Source organism: Bradyrhizobium sp. BLXBL-03, assembly GCF_051853015.1.
Taxonomy (GTDB): Bacteria; Pseudomonadota; Alphaproteobacteria; order Rhizobiales; family Xanthobacteraceae; genus Bradyrhizobium; species Bradyrhizobium manausense.
The window spans coordinates 1,770,508-1,782,137 of record NZ_CP182470.1 but is presented as its reverse complement, the minus strand read 5'-3'; the positions used below and the strand labels follow the sequence as shown (position 1 = coordinate 1,782,137).

At 63.3% G+C, this 11,630-nt stretch carries 11 protein-coding genes; all 11 read right to left on the bottom strand.

Translation table 11 applies throughout. The features are described from left to right. Nucleotides 1–99: 99 nt before the first annotated feature. The 11 genes from ACNJX9_RS08565 to ACNJX9_RS08515 all read right to left on the bottom strand — a co-directional run bounded on the left by ACNJX9_RS08565 (nucleotide 100) and on the right by ACNJX9_RS08515 (nucleotide 11,538). Entirely contained in the window at nucleotides 100–1,272 is a 1,173-nt protein-coding gene (locus tag ACNJX9_RS08565) for a thiolase family protein (RefSeq protein ID WP_439408441.1), read from the bottom strand. 268 nt (nucleotides 1,273–1,540) lie between these two features. Then, nucleotides 1,541–3,130: a phosphoglycerate dehydrogenase gene (serA, locus tag ACNJX9_RS08560; protein WP_057741507.1), complete on the bottom strand. Its 1,590-nt coding sequence runs from the start codon at nucleotides 3,128–3,130 to the stop codon at nucleotides 1,541–1,543. Nucleotides 3,131–3,282: 152 nt separating this feature from the next. After that, entirely contained in the window at nucleotides 3,283–4,455 is a 1,173-nt protein-coding gene (locus ACNJX9_RS08555) for a phosphoserine transaminase (protein ID WP_271600613.1), read from the bottom strand. Between the two features lie 79 nt (nucleotides 4,456–4,534). Continuing rightward, nucleotides 4,535–4,726 carry a hypothetical protein gene (locus tag ACNJX9_RS08550; RefSeq protein WP_439408440.1) on the bottom strand — a complete coding sequence of 64 codons (192 nt, stop codon included), beginning with the start codon at nucleotides 4,724–4,726 and terminating at the stop codon, nucleotides 4,535–4,537. Nucleotides 4,727–4,895: 169 nt separating this feature from the next. After that, nucleotides 4,896–5,360, bottom strand: coding sequence for a GNAT family N-acetyltransferase (locus ACNJX9_RS08545; protein ID WP_057741516.1), 465 nt, complete (start codon nucleotides 5,358–5,360; stop codon nucleotides 4,896–4,898). Nucleotides 5,361–5,377: 17 nt separating this feature from the next. Next, on the bottom strand, nucleotides 5,378–5,968 hold the full coding sequence (locus ACNJX9_RS08540) for a glutathione S-transferase family protein (RefSeq protein WP_439408439.1): 591 nt from the start codon (nucleotides 5,966–5,968) through the stop codon (nucleotides 5,378–5,380). Between the two features lie 74 nt (nucleotides 5,969–6,042). Next, the gene (locus ACNJX9_RS08535; RefSeq protein ID WP_439408438.1) at nucleotides 6,043–6,927 is read right to left on the bottom strand and encodes an outer membrane protein; all 885 of its coding nucleotides are present in this window, start codon (nucleotides 6,925–6,927) and stop codon (nucleotides 6,043–6,045) included. Between the two features lie 167 nt (nucleotides 6,928–7,094). Further along, on the bottom strand, nucleotides 7,095–7,931 hold the full coding sequence (locus ACNJX9_RS08530; protein WP_439410025.1) for an outer membrane protein: 837 nt from the start codon (nucleotides 7,929–7,931) through the stop codon (nucleotides 7,095–7,097). 218 nt (nucleotides 7,932–8,149) lie between these two features. Then, nucleotides 8,150–9,394, bottom strand: coding sequence for an MFS transporter (locus tag ACNJX9_RS08525; protein WP_439408437.1), 1,245 nt, complete (start codon nucleotides 9,392–9,394; stop codon nucleotides 8,150–8,152). 409 nt (nucleotides 9,395–9,803) lie between these two features. After that, nucleotides 9,804–11,147 (bottom strand): phosphoglucosamine mutase, encoded by a 1,344-nt coding sequence (glmM, locus tag ACNJX9_RS08520; protein ID WP_439410024.1) that lies wholly within the window; start codon nucleotides 11,145–11,147, stop codon nucleotides 9,804–9,806. Nucleotides 11,148–11,367: 220 nt separating this feature from the next. Continuing rightward, nucleotides 11,368–11,538: a hypothetical protein gene (locus ACNJX9_RS08515; protein ID WP_157083350.1), complete on the bottom strand. Its 171-nt coding sequence runs from the start codon at nucleotides 11,536–11,538 to the stop codon at nucleotides 11,368–11,370. Nucleotides 11,539–11,630: the final 92 nt, after the last annotated feature.

Below are 11,630 nucleotides of genomic sequence, written 5' to 3'. Positions count from 1 at the left end.
GACACAATGCATGCAAGAGTGCACCGAGTGCATCTTGGCTGCACAACGAAAAGGCACGGCGCTTTTGGCGCCGTGCCTCTCACATCTCTGCGCGTCAGATCAGCTGTAGATCTCGAACAGGCCGGCGCCGCCCTGGCCGCCGCCGATGCACATGGTGACGACGCCCCATTTGGCCTTGCGGCGGGCGCCTTCCTGCAGCAGATGGCCGGTGAGACGGGCGCCGGTCATGCCGAAGGGATGGCCGATCGCGATCGAGCCGCCGTTGACGTTGTACTTCTCGGGGTCGATGCCGAGCTTGTCGCGCGAATAGAGGCACTGGCTGGCAAAGGCCTCGTTGAGCTCCCAGAGATCGATGTCGTCGATCTTCAGGCCGTGACGCTTGAGCAGCTTCGGCACGGCGAAGATCGGGCCGATGCCCATCTCGTCAGGCTCGCAGCCCGCGGCGGCCCAGGCGACGAAGCGGCCAAGCGGCTTGAGGCCGCGCTTCTCGGCGTCCTTGGCTTCCATCAGCACCACGGCGGCGGCGCCGTCGGAGAGCTGGCTGGCATTGCCGGCCGTGACGTATTTGCCGGGACCCTTCACCGGCTCGAGCTTGGCAAGACCTTCAAGCGTGGTCTCGGGCCGGTTGCACTCGTCGCGGTCGACGACGTAGTCGACGATGCTCTCGGCCTTGGTGGCCTTGTCGACCACCTTCATCCTGGTCTTCATCGGGACGATCTCGTCCTTGAACTTGCCGGCCTGCTGCGCGGCGGCCATGCGGCGCTGCGATTCCAGCGAATATTCGTCCTGGTATTCGCGGCTGACCTTGTAGCGCTCGGCAACGATGTCGGCGGTGTCGATCATCGCCATGAAGATGTCGGGCGCGGTCTTGAGCAATTCCGGATCGATCGACTCCTTCGGCGAGCCGCCACCGGGAATCGAGATGCTCTCGACGCCGCCGGCGACGATGCAGTCGGCGCCGTCGGAGCGGATCGAGTTCGCGGCCATCGCGATGGTCTGCAGCCCCGAGGAGCAGAAGCGGTTCACCGAGACGCCGGCGGTGCTCTTCGGCAGCCCCGCGAGCAGCGCGGCCTGGCGGCCGATGTTCGGCGCGCCATGGGCGCAATTGCCGAGATAGCAGTCCTCGACATAATCCTTCTCGACGCCGGCGCGATCGACCGCGTGGTGGATGGCGTGCGCCGCGAGCGACATTGGCGGCGTGATGTTGAACCCGCCGCGGCCGGATTTGGCGAGGCCCGTGCGCGCATAGGAAACGATGACGGCTTCACGCATTGTTTTCTCCCTTCTTTCGAACGACTGATACGGAGGCGTTGGTCAGAAACGCTCTTGCCGCCATTGGTACACAAAGTTTGCGGAGAGCGGGAGAAAAAGCGGGTCGATCCATCAACAAAAAACGCCGCCCCTTACGAGATGGGGCGGCGTTGTTCCGCGTGTCGGAATATATGATATGATGATCGTCATTCCGGAGCGGCTCGCAGAGCCGAATCCGGAATCTCGGGATTCCGGATTCTCGCTTCGCGAGCCCCGGAATGACGATTGCTCAGAACCTCAGCGCCTTGACCTGCTTGACCTGCGGCAGCGCCTGCACCTTGGCGAGCACGTCGGCCGGCACCGCGCCGTCGACCTCGATCAGCGCGATGGCATCGGAGCCCGGCGCGACGCGGCCGAGATGGAAGGTCGCGATGTTGATCTTGGCATCACCCAGGAGGCTCGCGAAGCTGCCGATGAAGCCCGGCTTGTCTTCGTTGGTGACGTAGATCATCGACTTGCCGAACTCGGCGTCGACGCGGATGCCCTTGACGTCGACGAGGCGCGGCTTGCCGTCATGATAGACGGTGCCGGAGACCGAACGCTCCTGGCGCTCGGTCGCGACCGTCACGGTGATCAGGCTCTCGTAGTCGCTCTGGGCGGCGCGGACGATCTCGTCGACCACCATGCCGCGCTCCTTGGCGACGACAGGCGCGGACACCACGTTGACCTCGCCCAGCATCGGGCGCAGCAGGCCCGACAGCACCGCCGAGGTGATCGCCTTGATCTTCATCTCGGCGACGTGGCCCTCATAGGTGATCTCGACCTTGAGGATGCCTGATTCGGTGAGCTGGCCGGCGAACGAGCCGAGCTTCTCGGCCAGCGCAATGAAGGGCTTGAGCTTCGGCGCCTCTTCCGCGGTGATCGACGGGAAGTTCACCGCGTTCGAGATCGCACCGGTGAGGAGGTAGTCCGACATCTGCTCGGCGACCTGCAGCGCGACGTTCTCCTGGGCTTCCGTGGTGGAGGCGCCGAGATGCGGCGTGCAGATCACGTTGGGATGGCCGAACAGCACGTTCGAGGTCGCGGGCTCCTCGACGAACACGTCGAAGGCGGCGCCGGCGATATGCTTGGCATTGAGCGCATCGACCACGGCCTGCTCGTCGACGAGGCCGCCGCGGGCGCAGTTGATCAGGCGCACGCCCTTCTTCATCTTGGCGATCGCTGATGCGTCGATGATGTTCTTGGTCTTCTCGGTCAGCGGCGTGTGCAGCGTGATGAAGTCGGCGCGCTTCAGGAGGTCATCGAGCTCGACCTTCTCGACGCCGATGTCCTTGGCGCGCTCCGGCGACAGGAACGGATCGAACGCGATCACCTTCATGCGCAGGCCGAGGGCGCGGTCGGCGACGATCGAGCCGATGTTGCCGCAACCGACCACGCCGAGCACCTTGCCGGTGATCTCGACGCCCATGAAGCGGTTCTTCTCCCACTTGCCGGCCTGGGTCGAGGCGTCGGCCTGCGGAATCTCGCGGGCCAGCGCCAGCATGAGCGTGATCGCATGCTCGGCGGTCGTGATCGAATTGCCGAACGGCGTGTTCATCACGATGATGCCCTTGGCCGTGGCGGCCGGGATCTCGACATTGTCGACGCCGATGCCGGCGCGGCCGATCACCTTGAGCCTGGTGGCCTTCTCCAGGATCTTGGCGGTCGCCTTGGTCGCCGAGCGGATCGCGAGGCCGTCGTAATTGCCGATGATCTCGGCGAGCTTGTCCTTGTCCTTGCCGAGGTTGGGCTGGAAGTCGACCTCGACGCCGCGGTCCTTGAAGATCTGCACGGCAGCGGGCGAGAGCGCGTCGGAAATGAGAACTTTGGGCTTGGTCATGGGAATGATCCGTTGGTGCGAGCTGCAGTTACGGAACGTCATCCGCGGGCAAAAGCGGAAAGCGCGTCTTCGCGCTTGAGACCCGCGGATCCATCTCTCTTGATGGATGGATGGCCGGGTCAAGCCCGGCCATGACGAGGATTTGGTTTGGCTTACGCCGCCTTGGCGAGCGTAGCCTTGGTCTCGGCAAAGGCCCAATCGATCCACTGCGTCAGCAGCTCGACGTCCCTCGCCTCGACGGTGGCGCCGCACCAGATGCGCAGGCCGGCCGGTGCATCGCGGTAGTAGGCGAAGTCGTAGCCGGCGCCTTCCTTCTCGACCAGCGCGACCAGCTTCTTGGAGAACTCCGCCTGGGCGTCGTCCGAGAGCGAGGTGATCGCAGGGTCGGTGAACTTCAGGCACACCGAGGTGTTGGAGCGGATCGAAGCGTCCTTGGCCAGGAAGTCGATCCACGGCGTCTTCGCCTTCCAGTCGGCCAGAACCTTGGTGTTGGCGTCGGCGCGCGCGATCAGCGCCTTGAGGCCGCCGATCGACTTGGCCCAGTTCAACGCGTCGAGATAATCCTCGACGCAGAGCATCGACGGCGTGTTGATGGTTTCGCCGACGAAGATGCCTTCGTTGAGCTTGCCGCCCTTGGTCATGCGGAAGATTTTCGGCAGCGGCCAGGCCGGCTTGTAGGTCTCGAGCCGCTCCACCGCGCGGGGCGAGAGGATCAGCATGCCATGCGCGGCTTCGCCGCCGAGCGCCTTCTGCCAGGAGAAGGTGACGACATCGAGTTTTGCAAAATCGAGCGGTTGCGCGAAGGCGGCAGACGTCGCGTCGCAGATTGTGAGACCTTCACGGTCTGCCTTGATCCAGTCGGCGTTCGGCACGCGTACGCCTGACGTCGTGCCGTTCCAGGTGAAAATGACATCGCTCTTGGGATCGACCTTGGAGAGATCCGGAATCTCACCGTATCCAGCGTTGAGCTTGGTGACGTCCTTGAGCTTCAATTCCTTGACGATGTCGCTGACCCAGCCCTCGCCGAAGGATTCCCAGGCGAGCGTGGTGACGGGCCGGGCCCCGAGCAGCGACCACAGTGCCATCTCGACCGCGCCGGTATCGGACGCCGGCACGATGCCGATGCGATAATCTGCCGGCACTTCAAGCACTTCGCGCGTCAGATCGATCGCGAGCTTGAGCTTGGTCTTGCCGACCTTCGCACGATGCGACCGGCCGAGCGCTGCGTCTTTGAGATTTTGGGCGTTCCAGCCGGGGCGCTTGGCGCAGGGGCCGGAGGAGAAATGCGGCACGGTCGGCCGCGAAGCGGGCTTCGCTACAGTCATGATCTACCCTTCCAGATAGTAAGCCTCCCGTTGGGGGGAGGTGTCCCGCCGCGGCTGATACGGGAAACAGGAAGATCAGTCAAGAAACTTCCGGTGGCTCACGGCGGAGTGCAGGCAATTCCGGCGCGATATCGGAGGATTCGACTGCGGCGAGCGCGTTCAGCAAGTCCGTGGCCTCGCTGATCAATTGCGCGGCGCGGCGGCGGCTGCTGACCTTCAAAATGCACTTGTCGTTGGCCTGCACAACGTAGTCGTTGCCGACCTTGATCATGGAATAGCTTGTCATTGAATCCCCGAACCGACCGAGCCCGGTACTGACGCTCCGTAGCACCGTTCGTTCCTCGATCCACGCGAACGACCAAGGGGTAGTTTATCAGCTGTTAAGATGAACGAACGCGCGATCCGATTTCGCTGATGGCGCAACGGCCATTCGAGCTGCATCAAAAACGCACAGTCATGCCGACATGGCTCGCCGAAAATCCAAGCCGCTTGTAGAAGCGCTGCGCATCGACGCGGCTCGAATGCGTGAGCAGTTCGACCAGACTGCAGCCGCGCGCCTTGGCTTCAGTAACAGCCCATTGCACCAGCTTTTCGCCGATGCCGCGGCCGCGGCAATCAGAGGCAACGCGAACATCTTCGAGCAACCCGCGGATGCCGCCTTGCGAGCTGATGCCGGGCAGAAGTGCAAGTTGCAGGCAGCCGACCACCCTGCCCTCGCTCTCGGCGACCACGAGCTGAAGATTGGGACTGCGTTCGACCCGTTCGAACGCTTCGTAATAGACCTCAGGCAGCGGGTCCTCCAACCGCTCGCGGGCACGGCCGAGTTGGTCATCGGCGAGCATCGCGATCATCGCCGCGACGTCCTCGCGTCGCGCAGGCCGGATGGAAACGGATCTTTCATTCATCGACGAGCACTCCAGGCTCAGCGCGCAGATGGCAGGCCGAGAAACGCCTCGGCCTCGCCGACCCAGCGGCGGGTGGCGGCACAGCGGCCGAGATCGAAGCCGCCTTCATGCGCAACGCGCGTATAGGCGAGCAGCGAGACGTCCGCCAGCGAGACCGCATCGCCGGCAAAGAAGCGGCTGGCGGCAAGATGCGCCTCCATGCGGTCCAGCGCCGCATAGCCGCGCTTGACCTTGTCAGGATCGAGCTCGAAGGCTGACTTGCCGAGATAGACCATCTGGAAACGACACACCGCGATGTAGGGCTCGTGGCTGTACTGCTCCCAGAACAGCCATTCGTCCATCTTGGCAGCGGCAAAGGCGTCGCGCGGAATGAGTGCGCTGTCGCGGGCGAGATAGCGGATGATGGCATTGGACTGCGCCAGGGTGCGGCCGTCGTCGAAGGCGACGGTCGGCACCTGGCCGGCGCCGTTCATGGCCAGAAATTGCGGCGTGCGCGTCTCGCCCTTGCGCGTGTCGATCTCGATCCAGCGATACGGCAATGCGAGATGATCGCACACCCATTTCACCTTCAGACAATTGCCGGAATTGCTGTCGCCGTAAATCTGCATTGCCGCCGCCTCATCAGAGGCGACAGAGCATCAGGCTGCAGCGAGCCTGTCAACCGCGACGCAGCGAAGTCGTGTCAGAACTTGTAGCCGAGCCCGACGCGCGCATTGTTCAGCGTCACAGAGGTGTTCATGACCGGCGAGAATTTCACGTATTCGTATTCGACGCGCGCGAACAGACCGTCCCAGATGCAATACTCGACGCCGAGACCGGCAACGAAGCCCGCCGCGAAGGCGTTGGTTCTATGCTGGGTCTGCGTCTGCGACTGCGCGGGAACGGGGTTCGGTCCGTTCACGAGGATCGTCGTGACGCCACCGACCGTCGTCGTCATCACCTGGGTTAACGTCACGTCGCTTGTCACGGTACGCGATACGTCCATGCGGCCGACAGCAGCGCCAGCGAACGCGTATGGCATGAAATCGCCGCCATCCCAGCCCACGCGGCCGCGGAGCGCAATCATGTCCTTGACCTGTGCCGCGGCGGTGCCGGTCAACTTTACGTTCCAATGATCGGTCACGTTGTCGGGGTGAATGTCACCGGCAGGATTGATGATGTCGAGTTGATTGGAACCGCTGGTCTGCGTGTAGAGGTTGTTGAAGTAGCTGTAGGTGCCCTCGAGACCGAGAATGGCATCGTACCATTGCCAATTGCGGCCGACGAAGGCGCCAAAGTTCGTGCCTTGCGTGTTGGTCTTGTTCATGAGCGACCAACTCGCCGTCGGCTGCTGCAGCACGCTGTTGCGGAAGATGAAGTTGGTCAGGCCGACCACGCTTTGGCTGAAATCGGTCGCGTCGGCCGTGTAGCCGCCATTGACGCCGAAATACGCGCCGTCCCAATTGTGGGACGTCTTGGACAGACCGTCGGTGAAGCCGCCGCGCAGGACGGGCAGATCGGGCATGTCGGCCGCCTGTGCGGCGGACACAGATCCGAACACCGCCGCAACCAACCAAAGCCTACGCATTGCAACGCTCCATCGGACTCGAACTCTTCAGCGTGATCATGGCTCGTTAACCTTAATCAATGGTTGCGTCCGAGGTTTTCGGCGCCGCTCGCCATGAAAAAATGCAAAGCAAAACGGCGCGGGATGATCCCGCGCCGTTAAGAGACGTTAAGCGATGAGGCTCGCGATCAGCCCTTGGTGACGAGCGGCGGCGGCGGGGCGTAGGCCGGCGGCGTGTTGAGCTCCCAGCGTACGCCGAGCTTCAGGTCGTTCGACGTGATGTTCTTGACCTGCCAGACATAGGGGCTGAGCGGCGCATTGAAGTTATGCGAGTTTGCCGTGACGCCGTCACCCAGGCTCACGTAGCTGTAGGCCAGTTCGAGCGTGGTGGACGGATTGATCTTGTAGGCGAGACCCGCATGCGCTGCCCACGCCAAATTCCATTTCGAGCCTGAACCAGCGAGGTTGACACCGTTTGTGGGCGTGTTGGTGTCCACGAGATTGTCGATGGTCACGCGAGCCGCACCGACACCGGCGCCGATGAACGGAGTGACACACCACCATGTACCGAGGTCGACGTAAGCGTTCGCCATCACCAGCCATTCGGACTTGGTTCCGGTGTAGGTATCGACTCCCGGCGTGACGACGCCGGCGTTCGTGAACGTATAGGAATCGGTGGCCAGGAAATTCGTCTTGCCGCGATATTGCCCGATGACGTCGGCCCTGAACCAGTTATTGACCCGATAGCCGACGCCGACATCGAAGATCCCCCCGGTGTTGACCGTCGAGGTCTGCTGGAAGGAAACCACCGGCGCGTAGAGCGCCGCGTTGGTGTTATGCAGATCCTTGAACTGCTGATTGCTGAAGCCGATATCGCCACGCAAATACCAGCCGCCGAAATCGGCGGGCGGGACGGGCGGCGCGTACATGGGGGGCGGAGCCGCGATCGGCATATCGGCGGCAAAAGCCATCGATGAAATCAGTGATGCCGCACCCGCGGCAAGGAGAGACTTAACGCAACGCATTGGCTTCGTCCTTATGGCCGGTGAGGCAAAATGCAGATGCCCCACGTTCTGGAAACTCACGGAACGGACGATGGCAGCAAATGCTTAAGCGCCACTTAACCCTAATTTTTAAGGTTGATTTTTTCTGAGCGGCCACGCGGATGCGGCGCGAGCGATGCGAAAATGCGGCACCAATTGCTAACGATGTATGAAGCCGCAACGCAGAGAAAGAAGGTTTGTTAACGCCTGTGCTGCGGCAGCCTGGGCAGGAACACCGCGAGCAGCCCGATCGCCGGCAGATAGGCGCAGACCTGGTAGACGAACGCGATGGAGGTGTGGTCGGCGAGCTTGCCGAGCACGGCGGCGCCCAGGCCCCCGATGCCGAAGGCAACGCCGAAGAACACGCCGGAGATCATGCCGAAGCGATGCGGCACCAGCTCCTGCGCGAACACGATGATCGACGATGTCGTCGAGGAGATGATGAGGCCGATGATGACCGACAGCACCGCGCTCGCGTAAAGCCCGGCATGGGGCAGCGCCAGCGTGAACGGCAGCGCGCCCAGGATCGAGATCCAGATCACGATCTTGCGGCCGAAGCGATCGCCCAAGGGACCGCCGAAGAACGCACCGACAGCGTTCGCGGCGAGGAAGACGAACAGATAGATTTGCGCCGCCTGCGTCGACACCCCAAAGCGGTCGATCAGGTAGAAGATGTAATAGCTCGACAGGCTCGAGACGTAGAGCTGCTTCGAGAACAGCAGCGCCACCAGCACCAGCAGCGCGACGGCGACACGGCGCCGGCTCGGTCCGCCGGGTTGCGCATGCGCGGGCGCGGCTTTCCTCGCGGTGATCTGCGGCGCGTACCAGCGGCCGATGCGCCAGAGGATGAGAATCGCGAGGAACGCGATCGAGGAGAACCAGGCGATGCTGCCCTGCCCGAACGGCACGACGATGAGCGCGGCCAGCACGGGCCCCATCGAGGTGCCGAAACTGCCGCCGAGCTGAAACACCGATTGCGCAAAGCCGTAGCGCCCGCCCGAGGCGAGCCTTGCGATGCGCGCCGATTCCGGGTGAAACACCGCCGAGCCGAGGCCGACCAGCGCAGCGGCAACGAGGATGACGAGATAGCGCTGTGCGACGCTGAGCAGCAAGAGGCCGAAAAAGGTCGAGGCCATGCCGATCGACAGCGAATAGGGCTGCGCCTTCTTGTCGGTATAATGGCCGACCACCGGCTGCAGCAGCGAGGCGGTGAACTGGAACGCCAGCGTGATCATGCCGATCTGCGCGAAGTCGAGCGCGTAGGTGTCCTTCAGGATCGGATACACCGAGGCGATCAGCGATTGCATGGTGTCGTTGAGGAAGTGCGAGAAGCTGATGCCGGCGAGCACGACATAGGCCGGCCCTGCGGCTTTGGCGGGCGCGACATCGCTGACGACGACGGGCTCGGTCAGGGTTTCCGCATGGACGACGACAGGCTTGTTCACTGGAGCATCCCGGCAGGGGCGGCAGATTGCCGCGATCTGCTAGGTACGATAATGGCGGCGGCCGAACCACCGTCAATCGCAAATGGCTGGGATGCGGGGGCCGGTCTTTCGAAGAAGCGCGTAGCCCGGATGGAGCGAAGCGCAATCCGGGGCCGTTATCGCCGTTGCACGAATCCCGGATTCCGCTTCGCTCCATCCGGGCTACGACCGCAGATATCGTAAGGTGGGCAAAGGCGCCCTTGCGCCGTGCCCACGATCTTTCCGATACGGCGACAGACGCGTGGGCACGCTCCGCTTTGCCCACCCTACGATACTTTTGTTTCAACGGTGGCAGAAGTGGTGGGTTACGCTCACGGGTCGCGCTTCGCGCGACCGCAAGCTAACCCCCCTACGGCAGTGTGCTTGGAGTTCAGGCCGCGGCCTGGCCCAGCGCGGTGACGATGGTGTCGACGATGTCCTCGACCAGGATGCGGTCCTCGCCCTCGCCCATGACGCGGATCACGGGCTCGGTGCCGGAGGAGCGGATCAAGAGCCGGCCGTGGCCGTTGAGGCGCTTCTCGCCGTCGGAGATCGCCGACTTGACGTCGGAATCGTCGAGCGGCTTGCCGCCCTTGTGGCGGACGTTCTTGAGGATCTGCGGCAGCGGATCGAAGCGGTGGCAGACCTCGGAGACCGGGCGGCGCAGCTTCTGTACCACCGCCAACACCTGCAGCGCGGCGACAAAGCCGTCGCCGGTGGTGGCGTAGTCGGACAGGATGATGTGGCCGGACTGCTCGCCGCCGAGATTGAAGCCGCCGCTCAGCATCTGCTCGAGCACGTAGCGGTCGCCGACCGGCGTGCGCACGAGATCGAGCCCCTGCCCCTTCAGGAAACGCTCGAGGCCGAGATTGGACATCACGGTGGCAACGATGCCCGGACGCGACAGGCGACCGTCTTCCTTCCAGCTCTGCGCGATCACCGCCAGCAGCTGGTCGCCGTCGACGACATGGCCGCGCTCGTCGACCAGGATGACGCGATCGGCGTCGCCGTCGAGCGCAATGCCGATGTCGGCGCGCATCTCGCGCACCTTCTTCGACAGCGCCTCCGGCGAGGTCGAGCCGCAATCCTTGTTGATGTTGAAACCATCGGGCTCGACGCCGATCGGCACCACGTCGGCGCCCAATTCCCACAGCGCTTCCGGCACCACCTTGTAGGCGGCGCCATTGGCGCAATCGACCACGACGCGCAGGCCGTCGAGCGAGAGATCGCGCGGCAGCGTGCGCTTGGCGAATTCGATGTAGCGGTCATGCACGCCGTCGATACGGCGGGCACGGCCGAGACTCGCGCTCTGCGCCAGCCGCTTCTCGATCGGCTCGTCGAGCAGCTGCTCGATCTGCTTCTCGACGTCGTCGGAAAGCTTGAAACCCTGCGGGCCGAACAGCTTGATGCCGTTGTCCTCGAACAGATTGTGCGAGGCCGAGATCATGACGCCGAGATCGGCGCGCATCGACTTGGTCAGCATCGCCACCGCCGGCGTCGGCATCGGGCCGACCAGCAGCACGTCCATGCCGACCGAGGTGAAGCCCGCGACCATGGCATATTCGATCATGTAGCCTGATAGCCGCGTGTCCTTGCCGATCACGACCCGGTGCCGGTGGTCACCGCGCTGAAACGCAAGGCCGGCGGCCTGGCCGACCTTGAGCGCGAGCTCCGGCGTGATCAGTCCGTTGGCGCGGCCCCGGATCCCGTCCGTCCCGAAATATTTGCGGCTCATCATCGTCCCCCACGCAACAACCAGGGATCCCCACGACAACCTCCGGGTGCCCGAACAGGCCCCGCATCCCTGATTTGCTGGGGACTTTATAATGCCTGGAGGGCTAAATTGGCTTCAAAAAATATGATGAATCATTACGGAACCGGGAACTGGGCTGTCCGGTAACCGGCTGTTAACATTATATTTCCGCTTTTGTCGCCGGAATGAGCCGGAACCGGCCTCACCCCTTCCGCTTCACATGACCATCCTCGCGGCTAGGCGCCGGCTGGGTGACGTTGACGGGATCGGAGCCCGGGAAGGTCTCCTCGAGGCCCTCTTCGAGCGCGTCGTCGAGGGCCTGCTTCTCCTTGATCTGTTCCGGCGAAGGCCCCGTGTGCGGCTTGGTCATCATGGTCCCTCTCGCAAACGATTTGGCTGCGCATCCAACCATGCTAGATGACCCCTCAATCTTCCGATGCAAGACTCTCAAGACAAGATGGGCCG

What these genes read in the sequence shown, in the direction of transcription:
- serA (WP_057741507.1), bottom strand. Translation starts at nt 3,130, where the DNA reads ATGACCAAGCCCAAAGTTCTCATTTCCGACGCGCTCTCGCCCGCTGCC.
- ACNJX9_RS08535 (WP_439408438.1), bottom strand. Translation starts at nt 6,927, where the DNA reads ATGCGTAGGCTTTGGTTGGTTGCGGCGGTGTTCGGATCTGTGTCCGCC.
- ACNJX9_RS08565 (WP_439408441.1), bottom strand. Translation starts at nt 1,272, where the DNA reads ATGCGTGAAGCCGTCATCGTTTCCTATGCGCGCACGGGCCTCGCCAAA.
- ACNJX9_RS08530 (WP_439410025.1), bottom strand. Translation starts at nt 7,931, where the DNA reads ATGCGTTGCGTTAAGTCTCTCCTTGCCGCGGGTGCGGCATCACTGATT.
- ACNJX9_RS08515 (WP_157083350.1), bottom strand. Translation starts at nt 11,538, where the DNA reads ATGATGACCAAGCCGCACACGGGGCCTTCGCCGGAACAGATCAAGGAG.
- ACNJX9_RS08545 (WP_057741516.1), bottom strand. Translation starts at nt 5,360, where the DNA reads ATGAATGAAAGATCCGTTTCCATCCGGCCTGCGCGACGCGAGGACGTC.
- ACNJX9_RS08550 (WP_439408440.1), bottom strand. Translation starts at nt 4,726, where the DNA reads ATGATCAAGGTCGGCAACGACTACGTTGTGCAGGCCAACGACAAGTGC.
- ACNJX9_RS08555 (WP_271600613.1), bottom strand. Translation starts at nt 4,455, where the DNA reads ATGACTGTAGCGAAGCCCGCTTCGCGGCCGACCGTGCCGCATTTCTCC.
- ACNJX9_RS08540 (WP_439408439.1), bottom strand. Translation starts at nt 5,968, where the DNA reads ATGCAGATTTACGGCGACAGCAATTCCGGCAATTGTCTGAAGGTGAAA.
- glmM (WP_439410024.1), bottom strand. Translation starts at nt 11,147, where the DNA reads ATGAGCCGCAAATATTTCGGGACGGACGGGATCCGGGGCCGCGCCAAC.